The organism is Dactylosporangium sp. NBC_01737 (assembly GCF_035963215.1).
GTDB lineage: Bacteria > Actinomycetota > Actinomycetes > Mycobacteriales > Micromonosporaceae > Dactylosporangium.
Genome location: NZ_CP109153.1, coordinates 1715930 through 1736459, shown reverse-complemented (window position 1 = coordinate 1736459; position 20530 = coordinate 1715930). Strand labels below are relative to the sequence as shown.

At 70.2% G+C, this 20530-nt stretch carries 17 protein-coding genes; 10 read left to right on the top strand and 7 right to left on the bottom strand.

The features are described from left to right. Nucleotide 1: 1 nt before the first annotated feature. Nucleotides 2-1879 carry a SpoIIE family protein phosphatase gene (locus OHA72_RS07460; protein WP_327007109.1) on the bottom strand — a complete coding sequence of 626 codons (1878 nt, stop codon included), beginning with the start codon at nt 1877-1879 and terminating at the stop codon, nt 2-4. A gap of 175 nt (nt 1880-2054) precedes the next feature. On the opposite strand from OHA72_RS07460, the gene OHA72_RS07455 reads away from it, so the two are divergent. Both OHA72_RS07455 and OHA72_RS07450 read left to right on the top strand, forming a co-directional pair. After that, complete coding sequence (locus OHA72_RS07455; RefSeq protein WP_327007108.1) at nt 2055-6422, top strand: HAMP domain-containing protein; 4368 nt, start codon at nt 2055-2057, stop codon at nt 6420-6422. A 33-nt stretch (nt 6423-6455) separates the two neighbouring features. Beyond that, entirely contained in the window at nt 6456-7046 is a 591-nt protein-coding gene (locus OHA72_RS07450; protein WP_327007107.1) for a response regulator, read from the top strand. On the opposite strand, the gene OHA72_RS07445 is transcribed toward OHA72_RS07450, so the two are convergent. Then, the gene (locus tag OHA72_RS07445) at nt 7021-7353 is read right to left on the bottom strand and encodes an STAS domain-containing protein (RefSeq protein ID WP_327007106.1); all 333 of its coding nucleotides are present in this window, start codon (nt 7351-7353) and stop codon (nt 7021-7023) included. The two genes, OHA72_RS07450 and OHA72_RS07445, sit on opposite strands and share 26 nt — an antisense overlap. A gap of 101 nt (nt 7354-7454) precedes the next feature. Here OHA72_RS07445 and hemL point away from each other — a divergent pair, with 101 nt between their 5' ends. Genes hemL through ccsB form a run of 6 tightly spaced genes read left to right on the top strand, consistent with a single transcriptional unit; the run spans nt 7455 to nt 13272 of the window. Continuing rightward, nucleotides 7455-8795 (top strand): glutamate-1-semialdehyde 2,1-aminomutase, encoded by a 1341-nt coding sequence (gene hemL, locus OHA72_RS07440; RefSeq protein WP_327007105.1) that lies wholly within the window; start codon nt 7455-7457, stop codon nt 8793-8795. Further along, complete coding sequence (locus OHA72_RS07435) at nt 8792-9442, top strand: histidine phosphatase family protein (RefSeq protein WP_327007104.1); 651 nt, start codon at nt 8792-8794, stop codon at nt 9440-9442. Before hemL ends, OHA72_RS07435 begins: the two co-directional genes overlap by 4 nt. Then, nucleotides 9442-9978, top strand: coding sequence for a TlpA family protein disulfide reductase (locus tag OHA72_RS07430; RefSeq protein WP_327007103.1), 537 nt, complete (start codon nt 9442-9444; stop codon nt 9976-9978). Before OHA72_RS07435 ends, OHA72_RS07430 begins: the two co-directional genes overlap by 1 nt. Further along, entirely contained in the window at nt 9978-10730 is a 753-nt protein-coding gene (locus OHA72_RS07425; RefSeq protein WP_327007102.1) for a cytochrome c biogenesis CcdA family protein, read from the top strand. The genes OHA72_RS07430 and OHA72_RS07425 overlap by 1 nt, the downstream gene beginning before the upstream one ends. Continuing rightward, a complete protein-coding gene (gene resB / locus OHA72_RS07420) occupies nt 10730-12277 on the top strand; it encodes a cytochrome c biogenesis protein ResB (protein WP_327007101.1) in 1548 nt (515 codons plus the stop codon). Before OHA72_RS07425 ends, resB begins: the two co-directional genes overlap by 1 nt. Continuing rightward, nucleotides 12277-13272, top strand: coding sequence for a c-type cytochrome biogenesis protein CcsB (gene ccsB / locus OHA72_RS07415; protein WP_327007100.1), 996 nt, complete (start codon nt 12277-12279; stop codon nt 13270-13272). Before resB ends, ccsB begins: the two co-directional genes overlap by 1 nt. A gap of 1330 nt (nt 13273-14602) precedes the next feature. On the opposite strand, the gene mqnP is transcribed toward ccsB, so the two are convergent. Further along, nucleotides 14603-15514: a menaquinone biosynthesis prenyltransferase MqnP gene (gene mqnP, locus OHA72_RS07410; protein WP_442788528.1), complete on the bottom strand. Its 912-nt coding sequence runs from the start codon at nt 15512-15514 to the stop codon at nt 14603-14605. Beyond that, nucleotides 15511-16971, bottom strand: a complete 1461-nt coding sequence (locus tag OHA72_RS07405) for a menaquinone biosynthesis decarboxylase (RefSeq protein WP_327007099.1) — start codon at nt 16969-16971, stop codon at nt 15511-15513. The genes mqnP and OHA72_RS07405 overlap by 4 nt, the downstream gene beginning before the upstream one ends. A 69-nt stretch (nt 16972-17040) precedes the next feature. Here OHA72_RS07405 and OHA72_RS07400 point away from each other — a divergent pair, with 69 nt between their 5' ends. After that, entirely contained in the window at nt 17041-17670 is a 630-nt protein-coding gene (locus OHA72_RS07400; RefSeq protein WP_327007098.1) for a UbiX family flavin prenyltransferase, read from the top strand. Here OHA72_RS07400 and OHA72_RS07395 read toward each other — a convergent pair. Beyond that, the gene (locus tag OHA72_RS07395; protein ID WP_327007097.1) at nt 17633-17860 is read right to left on the bottom strand and encodes a BldC family transcriptional regulator; all 228 of its coding nucleotides are present in this window, start codon (nt 17858-17860) and stop codon (nt 17633-17635) included. The genes OHA72_RS07400 and OHA72_RS07395 overlap by 38 nt on opposite strands. 187 nt (nt 17861-18047) lie before the next feature. Between OHA72_RS07395 and OHA72_RS07390 the strand changes: the two genes are divergently transcribed. Then, complete coding sequence (locus OHA72_RS07390; RefSeq protein WP_327007096.1) at nt 18048-18494, top strand: Lrp/AsnC family transcriptional regulator; 447 nt, start codon at nt 18048-18050, stop codon at nt 18492-18494. On the opposite strand, the gene OHA72_RS07385 is transcribed toward OHA72_RS07390, so the two are convergent. Continuing rightward, nucleotides 18491-19096: a putative glycolipid-binding domain-containing protein gene (locus tag OHA72_RS07385; protein WP_327007095.1), complete on the bottom strand. Its 606-nt coding sequence runs from the start codon at nt 19094-19096 to the stop codon at nt 18491-18493. The genes OHA72_RS07390 and OHA72_RS07385 overlap by 4 nt on opposite strands. Before the next feature lie 84 nt (nt 19097-19180). Continuing rightward, complete coding sequence (locus OHA72_RS07380; RefSeq protein ID WP_327011490.1) at nt 19181-20467, bottom strand: DEAD/DEAH box helicase; 1287 nt, start codon at nt 20465-20467, stop codon at nt 19181-19183. Nucleotides 20468-20530: the final 63 nt, after the last annotated feature.

Genomic DNA, 20530 nt, shown 5'->3' with positions numbered 1-20530 from the left:
TTCAGGCGTCGTTGCGGACGGCGAAGATGGCGATGTCGTCGCGGGGGGACTCGGGCGAGAAGTTCAGCGTCGTCGCGCGCAGGCGGGCGACCACCACGTCGGCGGGGAAGCCGGCCAGCAGGCCCGCCTCCTCGCGCAGCCGGTCGACGCCGAACAGCTCCGTGCCGCGGCGGCGCTCGGTGACGCCGTCGGTGTAGAAGATCAGGGTGTCGCCCGGATACAGGGTGATCTGCGTGCGCGGGGTGTTGATGGTGTCGAGCAGGCCGAGCGCGGTGCCGCACCGGCCCGCCAGCTCGGTGCGGCCGTCGGCGCGCAGCAGGACCGGCTGGTCGTGCCCGGCCAGGTGCAGCGCCACGTCCAGGGTGCCGTCGGCGCGGCGCAGGATCTCCGCGAGGCACAGCGTGCAGAAGCGGCCGGCGCCGCGCTCCAGCAGCGTCTCGTTGATCCGCTTCAGGGTCTCCGGCAGCGGCCTGCCGTCGCGGACCAGGACGCGGGTGACGTCGCGGACCAGGCCGGTGACCGTCGCGGCCTGCACGCCCTTGCCGGACACGTCGCCGACGACGACCAGCCAGCGGCGGCCGGACAGCGGCACCACGTCGTAGAAGTCGCCGCCGACGTCGACCCCTTCGCCGGTGGGTACGTATTCCGCGCCGAACTCCACGCCTTCGGCCTTCGGCAGCTGCGGCGGCAGCAGTGAGCGCTGCAGGGCCTGGGCGATGCTGCGGCGCTCGGCGTGGATGTTGGCGTTGTCGATCGCGAGCGCGGCGCGCCGGGCGACGTCCTCGACGACGGCGACCTCTTCGCTGCGCTGCCAGGTGTCACGGCCGCCACCGACGGTGAGGGTGCCCAGGTGCTGCCCGCGGGCGATCAGGGCGACCACGTACCCCTCCAGGGGCGGGCCGAGCGGGACGACGGCGTCGGTGCTCATCGCCTCCTTCAGCTGCGGTGCCGCCTGCCCGAGCTCGTCGAGCAGCTCGGTGAGCATCGACTCGTCGGCGTGCGCGGCCGCGGCCAGCCGCAGCTCCCCGCCGGCGTCCGCGGCGTGGATCGCGCACCAGGTGCCGAGGCGGGGCACCACCAGCCGGGGGATCAGCGCCAGCGTCAGCTCGACGTCGAGGGACTGGGCGAGCAGCTCGCTGGCGTCGGCGAGGAACGTCAGCCAGGTGCGCCGCTCCGAGTCCGCGCGGCGCAGCCGGTGGTTCTCCACCAGCAGCATCAGCCGGTCGGCGGCCAGTGACGTCAGCGGCCGCGCGTACGGATTGCCGCCACCGCCGGCGACCAGCAGCTCCGCCCGCCACGGCTTGGTGACCCGCAGCGGCACCCGCCACCCGCTGTCGACCGATCCGGTGAGGCGGCCGACCGCGGCGATCGTGTGCGGGCCGTCGCCCTCGTCCAGGGTCAGCGCGGCGCCGGCCGCGCCGATCACTCCGACGAGCCGCTGCAGCAGCTCCTCCGCGACCTCGGTCAGCGAGGTGCCGGTGCCCGACCAGCCCAGCGCGCTGAGCGCCTCGGGCGCCGGCGCGATGGGAACCTCGAAGGCGGGCGGTGCGACCTGGGTGGCGGCGCCGGGCCGGTCCAGGCGGAACCACACGCCCTTGCCGCCGCCGAAGTGCAGGGTGCCCCACGACGAGGCCAGCTGGTCGACGAGCAGCAGGCCACGGCCGCGCTCGTCCAGGTCGGCGGTGGTGGCACCGGGTGTGGGGATGTTGGGCACGACGGTGCCGGGGCGGAAGTCGAGCACCGTGACCGTGAGGGAGGCGTCGGCGGCGGTGATCTCCACGTCGACCTCGGTGCCGGCGTGCACGACGCTGTTGGTCGTCAGCTCCGTCACCAGGAGCAGTGCCTCGTCGAGGATCCCACCCAGGTCCCGTTCGTGCACGATCGTCCGGATCGCTTCGCGCGCCAGACCAGGAGAGCTATGGTCGGCCGGGAGTCGGATCCTCCGGACGGTCGGGGCGTTCACACCTCGCAGTCTCTACCGAACGGTGGTAACAATCCAACCTGGAGACGACGATGGGTGGACGCCGCCTGCCCCCGAGACCGGTGGAGACGCCATGACCACAGTCGAAGAAGTCACCCAGAAGAGTCCCGAGACGTTGCTGCTCGAGGAGCTCTCCGTCGGACTGGACCGGTTGGCCGCAGGTGACCTGAAGCACCGGCTGAGCCGCCGCGACGGGCTGCCGGGCGAGGTGGTCGAGCGGTTCAACCGGCTCGCCGAGCTCAAGCTGCGGCACACCCGCGAGGTGATGCGGATCAGCCGGGTCGTCGGCCGTGAGGGCCGCATGACCGAGCGCCTCGACGAAGAGGGCTTCGAGGGGGCGTGGCTGGACCGCATCCACGCGGTCAACTCGCTGATCGACGACCTGGGGCGGCCCACGACGGAGATCGCCCGGGTCATCGTCGCCGTCGCCGAGGGCGACCTGTCGCAGCAGCTCGCGCTGGAGATCGACGGCCGGCCGCTGCGTGGCGAGTTCCTCACCATCGGCCGCACGGTCAACACGATGGTCGACCAGCTGTCGTCGTTCGCCGATGAGGTCACGCGTGTGGCCCGTGAGGTCGGCACGGAGGGCAAACTGGGCGGTCAGGCGCAGGTGACTGGGGTCGCCGGCACCTGGCGCGACCTCACCGACTCGGTCAACTCGATGGCCGCGAACCTCACCGGCCAGGTCCGCTCGATCTCCACCGCCGCGACCGCCGTGGCCCGTGGTGACCTGTCGCAGAAGATCACCGTCGCGGCGAAGGGCGAGGTCGCCGAGCTCGCCGAGACGATCAACTCGCTCGTCGACACGCTGCGGGTCTTCGCTGAGCAGGTGACCCGCGTGGCCCGTGAGGTCGGCACCGAGGGCAAGCTCGGCGGCCAGGCCGACGTGCCCGGCGTGGCCGGCACCTGGAAGGACCTCACCGACAACGTCAACTCGATGGCGTCCAACCTCACCGGCCAGGTCCGCAACATCGCGCAGGTGGCCACCGCCGTGGCCCGTGGTGACCTGTCGCAGAAGATCACGGTTGTCGCGCAGGGCGAGATCCTGGAGCTGAAGGACACCGTCAACACGATGGTGGATCAGCTGTCGTCGTTCGCCGACGAGGTCACGCGTGTCGCCCGTGAGGTCGGCACCGAGGGCAAGCTGGGTGGCCAGGCGCAGGTGACCGGCGTCGCCGGGACGTGGCGGGACCTGACGGACAACGTGAACTTCATGGCGTCGAACCTGACGTCGCAGGTCCGCAACATCGCGCAGGTGGCGACGGCGGTGGCCCGTGGTGACCTGTCGCAGAAGATCACCGTCGATGCCCGGGGCGAGATCCTGGAGCTGAAGTCGACGGTGAACACGATGGTGGATCAGTTGTCGTCGTTCGCCGACGAGGTCACGCGTGTGGCCCGTGAGGTCGGCACGGAGGGCAAGCTGGGTGGTCAGGCGCAGGTGCGCGGCGTCGCCGGGACGTGGCGGGACCTGACGGACAACGTGAACTTCATGGCGTCGAACCTGACGTCGCAGGTCCGCAACATCGCGCAGGTGGCGACGGCGGTGGCCCGTGGTGACCTGTCGCAGAAGATCACCGTCGATGCCCGGGGCGAGATCCTGGAGCTGAAGTCGACGGTGAACACGATGGTGGATCAGTTGTCGTCGTTCGCCGACGAGGTCACGCGTGTCGCCCGTGAGGTCGGCACCGAGGGCAAGCTGGGTGGCCAGGCCCAGGTGCGCGGCGTCGCCGGCACCTGGCGCGACCTGACCGACAACGTCAACTTCATGGCCTCGAACCTCACCGCACAGGTCCGCAACATCGCGCAGGTGGCGACGGCGGTGGCCCGTGGTGACCTGTCGCAGAAGATCACCGTCGACGCCCAGGGTGAGATCCTGGCCCTGAAGTCGACGGTCAACACGATGGTCGATCAGCTGTCGTCGTTCGCCGACGAGGTCACGCGTGTCGCCCGCGAGGTCGGCACCGAGGGCAAGCTCGGCGGCCAGGCCCAGGTGAAGGGCATCTCCGGCACCTGGCGCGACCTGACCGACAACGTCAACTCGATGGCGTCCAACCTGACGTCCCAGGTCCGCAACATCGCCCAGGTCACCACCGCCGTGGCTCGGGGTGACCTGTCGCAGAAGATCACCGTCGACGCACACGGCGAGATCCTGGAGCTGAAGTCGACGGTCAACACGATGGTCGATCAGCTGTCCTCGTTCGCCGACGAGGTCACGCGGGTTGCCCGCGAGGTCGGCTCCGAGGGCAAGCTGGGCGGCCAGGCCCAGGTGCGGGGCGTCTCCGGCACCTGGCGCGACCTGACGGAGAACGTCAACCAGCTCGCCTCGACGCTGACGACGCAGCTGCGGGCCATCTCGCAGGTGTCCACCGCCGTGACCCGCGGCGACCTGACCCAGCGCATCGCGGTCGAGGCACTCGGCGAGGTCGCCGAGCTCAAGGACAACATCAACCAGATGATCGTCACGCTGCGCGAGACGACGAAGAAGAACGCCGAGCAGGGCTGGCTCGACTCCAACCTGGCCCGCGTCGGCGGTCTCCTGCAGGGCCAGCGCGACCTCGGCGAGGTCTGCCGCATGATCATGGCCGAGGTGACGCCGCTGGTCGACGCGCAGATCGGCGCCTTCTTCCTCGCCGGCACCGACGCCGACAACGGCCTGCGGCTGCGGCTGGAGGCGTCCTACGGCTACATGGCGCCCGGCACCGAGGTCAGCTTCGCGCCCGGCGAGGGCCTGATCGGGCAGGCGTCGCTGTCGCGGCGCGCGATCCGGGTCACCGCCCCGCAGGACGGCCGGCTCCAGGTGCGCTCCGGGCTCGCCGCGACACCCCCGGCCGACCTGGTCGTCCTTCCCGTGCTGTTCGAGGGCGAGCCGCTCGGTGTCATCGAGTTCGCCGGCGTCGCCTCGTTCTCCGAGCTGCACCTGGCGTTCCTCGACCGGCTGGTGGTCACCATCGGCGTCGCGCTGAAGACGATCCTGGCCAACCGGCGGACCGAGGAGCTGCTGTCGCAGTCGCAGCGCCTCGCCCTGGAGCTGCAGGACCAGTCGGCCGAGCTGCAGCGCACCAACGCCGAGCTGGAGGAGAAGGCGACGCTGCTGTCGGAGCAGAAGGGCAACATCGAGAAGCAGAACCGCGAGATCGAGATGGCCCGCCTCGGCCTGGAGGAGAAGGCGCAGCAGCTGGCGCAGGCCTCGCAGTACAAGTCGGAGTTCCTCGCCAACATGAGCCATGAGCTGCGCACGCCGCTCAACTCGATGCTCCTGCTGTCACGGCTGCTCGCCGACAACCCTGACACCAACCTCACCGCGAAGCAGATCGAGTTCGCCGCGACGATCCACAACGCGGGCTCCGACCTCCTCGCACTCATCGACGACATCCTCGATCTGTCCAAGATCGAGGCCGGCCGCATGGACGTGGAGCCCGGCGAGGTCTCCTTCGACGAGATCCGCTCCTACGTCGAGCAGGCGTTCGCGCCGCAGGCCGACGACAAGGGGCTGGACTTCACGGTCAGCACCGCCGCCGAGCTGCCGCCCGCGATCGTCACCGACCCGCAGCGCCTCCAGCAGATCCTGCGCAACCTGATCTCCAACGCGGTGAAGTTCACCGAGAAGGGCGCGGTCACGCTGTCCATCAGCGTCGCCACGCCCGACCTGCAGTTCACCGCGCCGACCCTCGCGGGCGCGCGGCGGGTGATCGCGTTCGCGGTCCGCGACACCGGCATCGGCATCTCCGACGACAAGGTCGCGCTGATCTTCGAGGCGTTCCAGCAGGCCGACGGCACGACCAGCCGCAAGTACGGCGGCACCGGCCTCGGCCTGTCGATCAGCCGCGAGCTCGCCCGGCTGCTCGGCGGCGCGATCGGTGTCACCTCGGAGGTCGGGCGGGGTGCCGTCTTCACCCTGTACCTGCCGGATGTCATCGCGACCGAGGTCACCCAGACCGTCCACGCGGTGCCGGCACAGCCCTTGCCGCCGGTGCGTAGCCTGCCGCCGGGCCCGGCGATGCTGCGCGCGCTGCCGACCCCGGAGCGCCACCCGACCGCGGCCGCGCACCAGCTCGACGGCGCCACCGTGCTCATCGTCGACGACGACGTGCGCAACGTCTTCGCCCTCACCAGCGCGCTGGAGCTGCACGGCATGACGGTCCTGTACGCCGACAACGGCACCGACGGGGTCCGCGTGCTGTCGGAGCACCCCGGCGTCGACATCGTGCTGATGGACGCGATGATGCCGGATCAGGACGGCAACGAGACGACCCGTGCGATCCGGCGCAACCGGCGCTTCGCGAAGCTGCCGGTGGTGTTCCTGACCGCCAAGGCGATGCCCGGCGACCGCGAGTCGTCCCTGGCCGCCGGGGCCAGCGACTACATCACCAAGCCGGTCGATCTCGACGAGCTGCTTGACGTGATGGCCGCCTGGGTAAACGGGGAAGGCCGTGCAGTGTAAGTTGATCGATGACGTCAGAAAGGGGCCGCATCCTTGACTGGACCGGACCGGCCGGCGAAGGTGCTGCTCGTCGACGACCGAAGGGACAACCTCCTCGCGCTGGAGGCCATCCTCCAGGGGCTGCCGGTCCAGACCGTCGGCGCCGACAGCGGCGAGGACGCCCTCAAGCACCTGCTGGTGGACGACTTCGCCCTCATCCTGCTCGATGCGCAGATGCCGACCATGGACGGGTTCGAGACCGCCCGGCACATCAAGCGCCGGGAGCGGACCCGGCACGTGCCGATCATCTTCCTGACCGCGGCGGACCGTGACTCGCACCTGGCGCTGCGGGGTTACGCCGCCGGCGCCGTCGACTACCTCACGAAGCCGTTCGACCCGTGGGTGCTGCGGGCGAAGGTGTCGGTGTTCGTGGAGCTGTGGACGAAGACGCAGCAACTGGCGGCGCAGTCGGACCTGGTCAAGGTCCGGGACGGCGAGATGCGGGCCGTGGGCGTCGCCGTCGACGAGGCCACCGCGCTGCTCAAAGCGGGACTCGCCGCGGGCGGTGAGGTCGGCCGCTCTCAGGTGGAGAAGGCGATCACCGTGTTGACCAGGCTGGTCAAGGAGCGGTCTCCTGGATCATGAGCGCGCCCCTGAGGCCGGTGATGTCCAGGACACGGATCAGGAACGCGCCCACATTGACCAGCACCAGGTAGCTCTGCGCCATGGTCGCCTTGCGACTGAGCACGACCAGCGTGCCGAGGCCCTGCGAGTCACAGAACGTCACGCCGCCCATGTCGAGGACGACCCGGGTCGGGGTGTCGCCGCCGAGGATCTCATCGACGGCGCTCGCCAGGCGCTGGACCGTGGACATGTCGATCTCGCCGGCGAGCGCCACCACAGTCTCGGTCGGGGCACGGCGCACGGTGACGGAAAGATCCGGTCGATCCACCCGCACAGCCTAACGTGGATCAGCGCCGGTAGTGGCGTCGGGCACAGGGCGCCCGGGGGTGCTCGGCGCCGTCGCGGGCAGGCTGTCAGAATGGGCAGGCTGTGACAGCTATTGACTCCGCCGGCCTCGGCCCCTACGCGGGTGACGCTCCGGCTTCGCAGGCACTGTTCGACCGCGCCCAGGCCATCGTGCCGGGTGGGGTGAATTCACCTGTCCGCGCATTCCGCGCGGTCGGTGGCACCCCCCGGTTCATGGTCAGTGGCGAGGGCTGCTGGCTCACCGACGCCGACGGGCGACGCTATGTCGACCTCGTCTGCTCGTGGGGCCCGCTGATCCTCGGCCACGCGCATCCCGAGGTGATCGGTGCGATCACCGCCGCGGCCGCGCACGGCACCAGCTTCGGCACCCCGACACCGGGCGAGGTGGCACTCGGCGAGGAGATCGTCGCCCGCACCCCGGTCGAGCAGGTCCGCCTGGTCAACTCCGGCACCGAGGCCACGATGAGCGCGCTGCGGCTCGCCCGGGGCTTCACCGGCCGGCCCAAGGTGGTCAAGTTCGCCGGCTGCTACCACGGTCACGTCGACGCGCTGCTCGCCGCCGCCGGCTCCGGGGTCGCGACGCTCGCGCTGCCCGACTCGCCAGGGGTCACCGGGGCGGCCGCCGGGGACACCATCGTCCTGCCGTACAACGACGTCGCCGCCGTCGAAGCGGCCTTCGCCGCCGAGGGCCCGCGGATCGCCGCCGTCATCACCGAGGCCGCCTGCGGCAACATGGGCGTCGTCGCCCCCCGCGACGGGTTCAACGGCAAGCTCGCCGAGATCGCCCACCGGCACGGTGCGCTGCTCATCCTCGACGAGGTGATGACCGGGTTCCGGGTCAGCAGCGCCGGCTGGGCGGGCATCGAGCCCGTCGACGCCGACCTGTGGACCTTCGGCAAGGTCATGGGCGGCGGCCTGCCCGCCGCCGCGTTCGGTGGCCGCGCCGAGATCATGGCGCAGCTGGCTCCGGCCGGCCCGGTCTACCAGGCCGGCACGTTGTCGGGCAATCCGCTCGCCTGCGCGGCCGGCCTCGCGACCCTGCGCCTGGCGACCCCGGAGGTCTATGCGCAGCTCGACGCGACCGCCGCCACGATCGGCAAGTTGTCCTCGGACGCGCTGGCCGCCGCGGGGGTACCGCACACGCTCGCCACCGCCGGCAGCATGTTCTCGATCTTCTTCACGCACGATCCGGTGCACAACTACGACGACGCGCGCACCCAGGACGTCGCGGCGTTCAAGGCGTTCTTCCACAGCATGCTGTCCCGCGGGGTCTACCTGCCGCCCAGCGCCTACGAGTCGTGGTTCGTCTCGACCGCGATCAACGCGGAGGCCCTGGACGTCATCTCGGCCGCGCTGCCGCACGCCGCCCGCGCCGCGGCCGTCGCCTCGGCCGGGCTGTCATGACTGTCAAGACCATCGTGCACGTCCTGCGGCACGGTGAGGTGTACAACCCGGAGAAGGTCCTCTACGGCCGCCTGCCCGGCTACCGCCTCTCCGAGCTCGGTGTGCAGATGGCCAAGGCCGCCGCGCAGGCCGTCGCCGAGAAGGACATCACCTACGTGGTGGCCAGCCCGCTGGAGCGCGCGCAGCAGACCGCGTCGCCGATCGCGGACCAGTTCGGCCTGCCGATCGCCGTCGACGAGCGGCTCATCGAGAGCGGCAACTTCTTCGAGGGCAAGCGGGTCGGCGCCGGCGACGGCGCGCTGCGCGACCCGCGCAACTGGTGGGTGCTCCGCGACCCGGTGACCCCGTCGTGGGGCGAGCCCTACACGGCGATCGCCGCGCGGATGTTCGCCGCCCTGCTCGCCGCCCGGGAGGCCGCCGAGGGCCACGAGGCCGTCTGCGTCTCGCACCAGCTGCCGATCTGGACGCTGCGCCGGCACGTGGAGCGCAAGCGCCTGTGGCACGACCCCCGCAAGCGCGAGTGCAATCTCGCCAGCTACACCAGCTTCCACTTCGAGGACACGAAGATCGTCGGAGTGGCGTACAGCGAACCCGCCGCACACCTGGTCGCCATGTCGCCAGGCGCGCGCAACGCCAAGGGCGCCTGATGTTGTACCGGATTGTAGGGGTTCTGGTCGCTTTCGCCTTGCTGGCCGCCTGCGACAGCACCACCCCGCAGAACGCCCTCGGCAGCCGCAAGATCTCCGTCTCCGACCGGGTCGCCGCGCCCGTGGTGCGCGGCGACTACATGGACATCGGCGGCTCGTTCGACCTCGCCCAGCAGAAGGGCAAGGTCGTCGTGGTCAACTTCTGGGCCTCCTACTGCGCGCCGTGCCGCACCGAGGCCCCGGAGCTGGAGAAGGTGTACGCCGCCACCAAGGCGGACGGCGTGACGTTCCTCGGGGTCAACGTCCACGACCAGCGCGACCCGGCCAAGGCGTTCCTGGCCGACATCAAGCCGGCCTACGGCAGCATCTTCGACCCCTCCGCGTCGATCGCGCAGGACTTCGCGGTGCCGCCCAACTCGATCCCGGCGACCCTGGTCATCGACCGCGCCGGCCGCATCGCCGCCGTGATCCGCATGCAGGTCGACCAGAAGCTTCTCGAGCCGATCGTGCGCGAGCTGCTCGCCGAGCAGGCCTGATGCTCCTCGCCGGGCCCTTCGACTACGCCACCAGCGGACCGCTGCTCGGTGCCGTGGCCGTCGCCGTCCTGGCCGGCCTGGCCAGCTTCCTGTCGCCGTGCATCCTGCCGCTCGTGCCCGGATACCTCTCCTACGTCACCGGCCTCGCGGGCGCCGACCTCGACTCCGGGCACCGCCGCGGCCGGGTCGTCGCCGGCATCTCGCTCTTCATCGCCGGGTTCACGGCCGTCTTCGTCACCCTCATCGTGCTCGCCACCAGCGCCGCGATGCAGCTCATGGTCCACCGGCGGACGGTCGAGATCGTTGCGGGTGCGATCGTCATCGTCCTCGGTCTGGCCTTCATGGGCCTGGTGCCGGGGCTGGAGCGGCAATGGCGGGTGCAGAAGCTGCCCGCCGCCGGGCTCATCGGCGCCCCCGTGTTCGGCGTCGTCTTCGCGCTGTCCTGGGCGCCGTGCACCGGCCCGACCCTCGCCGCGATGATCGCGCTCGGCTCCACCAGCGGCTCCCAGGCCAGGGCGGTGACCCTCGCCGTCGCGTACTCCCTCGGCATCGGGCTGCCGTTCATCGCCGTCGGGCTGGGCTTCCAGCGACTCATCGGCGTCATCAAGTTCATCCGGCGCAACAGCCGATGGGTGACCCGCATCGGCGGTGCGCTGCTCGTCCTCGTCGGGCTCGCGCTCGTCACCGGCGTCTGGAGTGACCTCATGATCGCCCTTACCACCAACGTCGGGCCCGGATCGGTGCCGATCTGATGCGCTGGATCGTCTCCGTGTGCCGGCGTGCCTGGCGGCAGCTCACCTCGATGCGCACCGCGTTGGTGCTGCTGTTCCTGCTCGCCGTGGCCGCGATCCCGGGCTCAGTGCTGCCGCAGCGCAACGTGTCACCGGAGAAGGTCCGCCAGTACCTGCAGGAGAACACCGAGTGGGGCCCCACCCTCGACCGGTTCTTCTTCTTCGACGTGTACGCCTCGCCCTGGTTCTCCGCGATCTACCTGCTGCTGTTCACGTCTCTCGTGGGCTGCCTGGTGCCCCGCTTCCGGGGCCACTTCACGGCGATGCTGCGCAAGCCGCCTGTGGCCCCTGCACGGTTCTCCCGCTTGCCCGCGTTTTCTGGCGAATTGCCCGTCAGGTCGCCTGATGATGTCGTCGCGGTGCTGCGGCGCCGGCGGTTCCGCACCGTCGTGCGCACGGACGGCGACGTCACCGAGATCAGCGCCGAGAAGGGCTACCTGAAGGAGACCGGCAACCTCGTCTTCCACTTCGCCCTGCTGTCGCTGCTGCTCGGCGTCGCCTTCGGGTCGTGGTTCGGGTGGCACGGCAACCGGCTGCTGGTCGAGGGCGACGACTTCGCGTTCTGCAACACCCTGCTCAATTACGACGAGCACGCCCTCGGCGCCCAGGTCGGCGAGGGCGACCTGCCCCGCTTCTGCGTGCGCATGGACAAGTTCGCCGCGACCTACCTCGACAACGGCCAGCCGGTCACCTACAAGGCCGACGTGACGGTCACCCAGCACGGCCGGTCGTCGCGGCACGTCCTGCAGGTCAACGACCCGCTGCGGCTCGACGGCGCCAACGTGTCGCTGCTCGGCCACGGCTACGCGCCGATCCTGCGGTACACCGACAAGTACGGCCGGACGCACGAGAACGTGTCGGCATTCCTGCCCAAGGACGGGATGCTCACCAGCGACGGCGTCGCGACGTTCCCGGACGTCAACCTCAACCCCGACACAGGCACCCGCGACGAGAAGTCCCAGATCGGCTTCTCCGGCGTGTACCTGCCGACCCTGCCGTCCGACCCGTCGGTGAGCTCCTCGGCCTTCCCCGCCGAGAAGGACCCACGGCTCATGCTCCAGCCCTACCGTGGGGTCCTCGGCTTCGACGCCGGCGCGCCGCTGTCGGTGTACACCCTGGACCAGCGCCAGATCGACGCCAAGCGCCTCAGCAAGTTCGGCGACCCGTTCATGCTCAAGCCCGGCGAGAAGGGCACCCTGCCCGACGGCACGACCGTCGAGTTCGTCGGCACCGCGCAGTGGATCAGCATGTCGATCCGGCACGACCCCGGCCAGCCGATCGTCCTGGTCGGCGCGGCCGCGCTGCTGGTCGGCCTGCTGGGCTCGCTCACCGGCAAGCGCCGCCGGGTGTTCTTCCGCATCACCCCGACGGGCATGTCGGCGGGCGGGCTGCCGCGAGGCGACTACCCGGGCTTTGCCGAGGAGTTCGCATCCATCGTCGCCGCGGTGGCCCCTGCCGCGCAGGTGCCCGAGCAGGTGGCGCAGACTGACGTGAAGGAGGTCGTTTGATGGGTGGATTGTCCAATCAGCTGCTGGTCGTCACCATCTTCAGCTACGTGCTGGCGATGCTGGCGTATGCCGTTGAATACGCGTTCGGCGCCCGAAGCCTAGTAGGCCAGCGGGTCCTCGTCGGTGCCGACGACCCGGCCCTCGCCTCGGTCGGCGCTGCCTCTTCCTCCGCTTCCCTGGCTTCCCCTCCTTCCGACATTTCGGACTTTTCCGATAGTTCGCCTTCGCCGGATGCTTCCGGCGCGCGCTGGGCGGGCGTCGCCGCCGTCGCGCTCACCGTCCTCGGCTACCTCGGCCACCTCGGCGCACTGGTCACCCGCGGCATCGCCGCCGACCGCGCCCCGTGGGGCAACATGTACGAGTTCGTCATGACCGCCACCCTCGTCGGCGTCTCCGCCTGGCTGGTCGTCCTCGCCAAGTGGCGCAACCTGCGGCACCTCGGCCTCTTCGTCACGCTCGTCGCCTCGATCCTGCTCGCGATCGCCGGCATGACGCTGTACGTCCCGGTCGGCCCCCTCGTGCCAGCCCTGCAGTCCTACTGGCTGGTCATCCACGTCGGCGCCGCCTCGATCGCCTCCGGCATCTTCCTCGTCGGCTTCGTGGCCGCCGCCATGCACCTCATCCGCCTCGGCCACAACCAGGGCAAGCGCAACTTCCCCTACAGCCTCGGCGAACGCCTCCCGCAGGCCGACGTGCTCGAGCGCGTCACGTTCCGCGTCCACGCCTTCGCCTTCCCGATCTGGACCTTCGGCGTCATCGCCGGCGCCATCTGGGCCGAGGCCGCATGGGGCCGCTACTGGAACTGGGACCCCAAAGAGGTCTGGTCCTTCATCGCCTGGGTCGTGTACGCCTGCTACCTGCACGCCCGCTCCACCCCAAGCGTCAGCCGCCGCATCACCTCCTGGATCGCGATCGTCGGCTGGCTGACCATGCTGGTCAACCTCTTCGGCGTCAACCTCGTCGCCAGCGGCCTCCACTCCTACGCCGGCGTCTAACCCCCGCTTCGGCACCCCCGAACCCCGGCCCCCACTCCTCGGGCGCCGGGGTTCGCTGTGCCCCGCCCACGGATGTTCTTTGCTGATTTAAGGCACCCCGATGGCGGCTATCGCCCGTCCCGAGAAGTGCCACGCGCCAGACGGCGACCATCGGCACAGGATCGCGCCAACCTCGCACCCGGCCGTTCAGGCTGCGACCGGGTCACGTCGGGGACCCCTTCACGACATGCGCGTCCATTTCGGTCGCTCTCCAGTAGTGCGCCAGGCCCACCCAAGTTCCGTGATCACGCAACTCGCCCACGAGACCGTTCAGCAACGATGTCAGGCCGGCGCTCGTGTGCAACGCCCGCGCCGACGAGCGGCCGGCAGTGACCAGTGAATCGCCCGACCATCTACCACCCTCTTACACGGCGACGCCGCCGCAGGTGGCGGGCCGTGGTGGGTCGTCGGGCCGTGGTGGGTCGTCGGGCCGTGGTGGGTCGTCGGGCCGTGGTGGGTCGTCGGGCCGTGGTGGGTCGTCGGGCCGTGGTGGGTCGTCGGGCCGTGGTGGGTCGTCGGGCCGTGGTGGGTCGTCGGGCCGTGGTGGGTCGTCGGGCCGTGGTGGGTCGTCGGGCCGTGGTGGGTCGTCGGGCCGTGGTGGGTCGTCGGGCCGTGGTGGGTCGTCGGGCCGTGGTGGGTCGTCGGGCCGTGGTGGGTCGGACCAGCGCCGGACAAGGCGCCGTGTTGGCATCTTGTGGGCCAAGGTGCCCGGCGGGCGGGGCGCCGGATCTGTGGGGGGGTCCTGTGGACGGAGGAGTCGGGTGGGCGAGGTGCGCCGCTCGCCGGTGAGCCAGAGGTGGGTCGTCGGATCATGCGGAGGGTCGCCCGGCGCTGATCCGCCAAGTTGTCCGCAGTTGGTTGCGCCGGATCGCCCGGGCCTCAATGGGCGAGAGCGCCGGACAAGGCGCCGTGTTGGCGCCTTGTGGGCCAAGGTGCCCGGCGGGCGGGGCGCCGGATCTGTGGGGGGTCCTGTGGACGGAGGAGCCGGGTGGGCGAGGTGCGCCGCCCGCCGGTAGGAGCCAGAGATGGGTCGCCCCGGTGCGGATCCGCCAAGTCGTCCGCAGTTGGTCGCCTCGATCGCCCGGCCCCAACAAGCGAGAGCGCCGGACACGGTGCCGTGTTGACGCCACGCGGGACGAGGCGCCACGCGGGACGAAGGCGCCACGCGGGACGAAGGCGCCACGCGGGACGAAGGCGCCACGCGGGACGAAGACGCCCCGCGGGCGGTGCGCCGCTCGCCCGCGAGAGCCAGAGGCAGGTGGTCAAAGGGCAGGAGGTCAAGGGCAGGAGGTCAGGGGCGGAGGCCGCCCAGGATGGTCAGGTCGAGGAGGGCGAAGACGAACAAAGCGATCCCCACAAACCCGTTCGCCGTAAAGAAGGCGCGGTTCACGCGGGAAAGGTCGTCGGGGCGGACGATGGCGTGCTCGTAGATGAAGGCGACGGCCGTGACGACCAGGCCGATCCACCAGAGCCAGCCGAGGTCGACGAGCTCGCCGAACCAGACGAACAGGCCGAACGTCACCACGTGGGCGGCGGTCGACAGGTGCAGGGAGAACGGGATGCCGTAGCGGGACGGGACGGAGTGGACGCCGATCTCGCGGTCGACGGTGGCGTCCTGGCAGGCGTAGATGAGGTCGAAGCCGCCGATCCACAGGCCGACAGCGGCGCCGAGGACCCAGGCGGCGCCGGAGCCGCGCAGGTCGCCGGTGACGGCGAGCCATGCGCCGACCGGACCGACCATCTGCGCGAGGCCGAGCAGGGCGTGCGGCCAGTTGGTGAAGCGCTTGCCATACGGATAGAGCACCAGCGGCACCACGGCGAGCGGGGCGAGGACCAGGCAGAGCGGGTTGAGCAGGGCGGCCGCGCCGAGGAACACGACGAGGGCGACCGCGGCGCCGGTCCACGCGGTGCGGACGCTGACCGCGCCGGTGACCAGCTCGCGCTGGGAGGTGCGCGGGTTGCGGGCGTCGATGTGGCGGTCGATGATCCGGTTGGCGGCCATGGCGAACGTGCGGGCGCCGACCATCGCCACCGTCACCAGGAGCAGGTCCGCCCAGTTGACGTGGCCGCCCCCGGCGGCACCGACGGTCATGGCGGTCAGCGCCGACAGATAGGCGAACGGCAGCGCGAACACCGAGTGCTCGATCGCGACGAGCCGCAGGAATGCCTTGACCCGGCTCCGGGGTGCCTCAACGAGCGTCACTTGAACCCATACTCTCTCCAGCGTTTGTCGACCCGCGCCACGACCTCGGGTGACATGACCATCTCTTCCGGCCAGCCGCGATGGTAGCCCTCGGTCGGGCCCTTGCGCGTCGCGTCGAGGCCCGCCTTGCCGCCCCAGAACTGCTGATAGGACGCGTGGTCGAGGTGGTCGACCGGGCCTTCGGTGAGCAGCAGGTCGTGCTTGTAGTCGACGTTGCCGAAGGCGCGGAAGGCGACCTCGGCATAGTCGTGCACGTCGCAGTCGTCGTCGACGACCACGATGAGCTTCGACAGCGACAGCAGGTGGGCGCCCCAGATGGCACTCATCACCTTCTGGGCGTGCTTCGGATAGCGCTTGCGGATCGACACGATCACGCAGTTGTGGAACACGCCGGCGGCCGGCAGGTCGTAGTCGACGATGTCGGGGATCATGATCTTCAGCAGCGGGAGGAAGATCCGCTCGGTCGCCTTGCCGAGGCCGAGGTCCTCCTGCGGCGGCTTCGACGTGATGATCGAGTGGTAGATCGGCTGCTTGCGGGTGGTCATGCACTCCACGTGCAGCACCGGGAAGTCCTCGACCGGCGTGTAGAAGCCGGTGTGGTCGCCGAACGGGCCCTCGGGCAGGCGCTCGCCGGGCTCCAGATAGCCCTCCAGCACGATCTGGGCGTTGGCCGGCACCTGCAGCGGCACGGTCAGGCAGTCGACCATCTCGACCCGCTCGCCGCGCAGGAACCCGGCGAACAGGTATTCGTCGATGTCGGAGGGGAGCGGGGCGCTCGCCGAATAGGACACGACAGGGTCGGCGCCGATGGCGATCGCCACCGGCAGGCGTTGCCCGAGCCGCTCGGCCACGGCGTGGTGCGCGGTCGAGTCCTTGTGGATCTGCCAGTGCATGCCGAGCGTGTTGTGGCTGTGCTGCTGGAGGCGATAGAGCCCGAGATTGCGCTTCCCGGTCTCCGGGTGCTTGGTGTGGGTCAGGCCGAAGTTGTGGTAGATCCCGCCGTCGTCGGGCCAGATCTGCAGGCCGGGCAGCCGGTTGAGGTCGACCTGGTCGCCCTTGTAGACGACCTCCTGGCACGGTGCGGTCTTCACGTGCTTCGGGGGCACGGCCTTGAGCTGGAGCAGCTTGCCGATGCCATCGCGGATGCCGGCCCACCCGACCGGCAGCTCCGGCTTGACCAGGGCCCCGATGCGCTCGCCGACCTCGTCGAGGTGGGACACGCCGAGCGCCATCGCCATGCGCCGCTCGGTGCCGAACAGGTTGATCGCGACCGGCATGTCACCGCGGGTCGGGCGGTCGAACACGAGTGCCGGCCCGCCCGCACGGACGGTCCGGGTGACGATCTCACTGATCTCCAGGTGCGGGTCCACGGGTGCGGACACGCGATGCAGCTCACCGGCCCGTTGAAGGGCGGCAAGGAATTCGTTGAGATCCGCATATGGGAAGCCGCGTGCCATGCACACCATCCTGCCAACCCGGTACGACAGTTTCCGAGCGGGCTGGTCAGTTGTGGCAGAGTTGACGGCGTGGTTGATCAGCGCAGGCCGTGGGTCGTCGGGGTGTCCGGGGCGTCCGGCACGCCATATGCGGCGGCGGTGATCCGGGCGCTGTTCGACGCGGGTGAGGCCGTCGACCTGGTCGTGTCACGCGCCGCCCGGCTCACGATCCTCGACGAGACCGGCGCGCCCTTCCGCGACGCACACTGGAAGGACGACCTGGCCACGTGGCTCGGACGCTCCATCAATGACGTGGTCTACTGGCCCGCCGGTGACCTCGCCGCCGGCCCGAGCAGCGGCTCCTATCAGGCCAAGGGCATGCTCGTGGTGCCGGCGAGCACCGCGGCGTGCGCGGGCATCGCGATCGGCCTGTCCAAGGATCTGTTGCAGCGTGCGGCCGAGGTCAACCTCAAGGAGCGTCGACCGGTCGTCGTCGTCCCGCGGGAGACCCCGGTGACCCGCAGCCACCTGGAGCACCTCATCGCCCTGCACGACGCCGGCGCCGTGGTCCTCCCCGCCAGCCCCGGCTTCTACTCGGCCGGAGCGGCGGCCACGGCCGCCCAACTCGTCGACTTCATCGCCGGCAAAGTCCTCGACGCCGCCGGCGTGTCTCATACCTTGTTCACTCGTTGGTCGGGTGACCTCGGCCATTCCCGTTAGAGGTGTCGTCGAGCGCGTCGTCTCCTTCGAGCAGCGCCCGCACCTCGGATTCCCGGAACCGCCGGTGTCCTCCCGGGGTTCGGATGCTGCTGATCCGGCCGGCCGCCGCCCAGCGTGTCACCGTTTTCGGATCCACACGAAACAAGGCAGCGACCTCGCCGGGCGTCAGCAGACGATCTCCCGTCTCCACGGCCCCTCCTTAACCCATGGGTGGCTCGATCGGGCCCGCGCACCCCCATGCGGCAAGCTGAAAGCACGAGTCATCCTGGGATGTACGCCCATTACAGCACCGCTAGCGTGCCGTGTCCGGGAAACGAGGAAATCGCACGTGTTGGGTAATTAGCTGTGCTAAAACGCCGACCATTAGGCTGGACGCGATGGATGCGATCGATCGACAACTTATCGACCTGCTTCGAGACAACGCCCGCCTTCCATATGCCGAGCTTGCGCGGAAGGTCGGTCTTTCGGCGCCGGCCGTGCACGAGCGCGTCGGCAAGCTCGAGTCTTCCGGCGTCATCCTGGGCTACCGGGCCGAGATCCACCCGGAGGCGGTGGGTCTGCCGCTGACCGCCGTCATCGGCATCGTGCATGACAGCAGCGGCGACACCGACGACATTCTCGAGGCCCTGCGAGGGCATCGAGAGATCGAGTCGTGCTACTTCATGGCGGGCGAGGAATCGTTTCTGTGCAAGGCGCGGGTGAAGACCATCGGCGACCTTGAACGGCTCATCATCGACCTCAACCGCGTCAAAGGCGTCGCCCGCACCCGCACCGCGATCGCCCTCTCCACGAAGTGGGAGGGCCGCTCGCAGTCCGCCTGTTAAGCCAGCGTCGCCAGCCCCGGATAGTCCACGACATAGCCCTCCGCGTCGAGCTGCAGGACCGCTGTGAAACCCTCCGTCGAATAGCGGACCTGCCGGCCCGGCAGCACCTCGTAAACCTGCTCCAGGGGCAGCACGGCCAGGCTCGGCAACAACACCCAGGCCGCCTCGATCGTCGAGACCCGGCCCGGCTCCGCGCGGTGCAGGCCCAGCCGGCGCACCGGCAACGTGTTGGTCAGCGGGGAGTTATACAGATCCACGTCGAGCACCCGGTGCAACCGATCGGGATCCTCGATGCCGGAGAACGGCGCCGTCGGCAGCACCCGCTCCAGGTCGCCCTGCTCGCCGGTGGTGACCCGCCAGCGACCCGCGGCCCGCTCCATCCGCAGCGTGCGCCGCCAGCCCGCGCCCTCGGCCGTCACCTCGAGCCGCGTGCTCGCCCAGCCGTCGTCCGTGTGCAGGTCATAGCGGCACGTATACAGGGCGTTGTCGGCGGCGAACGCCGTGCCCTTGGCATAGAGCCCCCGGCGGTCGTCAAGGGTGACGAACTCACCGCCGGTCGTGTCCGTCCGCTGCCAGGCGAACGCCCGAGGAAGCACCGTCATGCATCGAAGCTATCCGACGGGTACGACAAAAGCAGGGCAACAAGAAGGCGGTCCGCACCATTCGGCGGACCGCCCTGTCGTCACCTAACGCCGTGGACGACGATCATGTTCGTGCTGCGGCCGCCGACCGGGCCGGCCGTGATGCGAGGCGCCACCGTGATGCGAAGCGCTGGGAGCGCTGCGCTGGATCCGCACCGGCACGCCACTGGGCTGCCGAGCGCCCGTGACCTCGGCCAACGCCGGGTCACCGGCCCGCACCCGGAGCTCGGTCGGGGTGACCCCGGCCTTCGCGAGCAGTGCCGTGGCCCGACGACGCTGCCGCGGCAGCACCAACGTCACGACCGTGCCCGTTGCCCCGGCCCGCGCGGTCCGACCGGCGCGGTGCAGGTAGTCCTTCTGGTCTCTCGGGAGATCGACGTGTACGACCAGCGAAACGTCGTCGATGTGAATACCGCGAGCGGCGACGTCGGTCGCCACCAGCACGTCGCACGTGCCCTCTTTGAACTCGGCCAGCGTGCGCGTGCGCACCCGCTGTGTCTTGCCGCCGTGCAGGGCACCCGCCCGCACGCCGACGGCCGCGAACTGGTCGACCAGCTCGTCGACGGCCAGCTGCGTCTTCACGAAGAGGATCGTGCGGCCCTTGCGGGCAGCGATCGACGCCGCGATGGCGAACTTGTCGTTCGGCGGGACCAGCAACATGTGGTGGTCCATGGACTCCACCGAGGCCGTCGCCGGCTCGATCGAGTGCGTGGACGGGTCGATCAGGAACCGCTTGACCAGCGAGTCGACGTCCTTGTCGAGGGTCGCGGAGAACAACAGGCGCTGACCGGTGGTCGGCGTCTGCTGCAGGATCTCCGTGACCTCCGGGAGGAAGCCCATGTCGGCCATCTGGTCGGCCTCGTCGAGCACGGTGATCTCCACCGAGTCGAGCCGGCAGACGCCGCGCTTGATCAGGTCACCGAGGCGGCCGGGCGTCGCGACGAGCACGTCGACCCCCCGCTCGAGCGACCAGATCTGCCGGTCATACGGCACACCGCCGACGGCGGTCTTGCAGAACAGGCCGAGTGTCTTCGCCAGTGGGGTCAACGCGTCGTTGACCTGCATGGCGAGCTCGCGCGTCGGCACGAGGACCAGGGCCTTGGGCGAGTGCGGACGGGATCGTCCGCTCGCCGCCAGTCGGGCAAGCATCGGCAGGCCGAAGGCCAGCGTCTTGCCCGAGCCGGTCTGCCCCCGGCCCAGCACGTCACGGCCCGCGAGCACGTCGGGGATCGTGGCGGCCTGGATCGGGAACGGGTCATTGATGCCCTGGTTGGCAAGCGCGCGCACCAACTTGTTGGGCAGGCCGAGCCCGGCGAAACCGGGCCCTTGGATTTCCTCTACGGCTTCGAACTCATCGGTAGCTTCGAAGATGGAGGGGTACGAACTGGGGTCAGC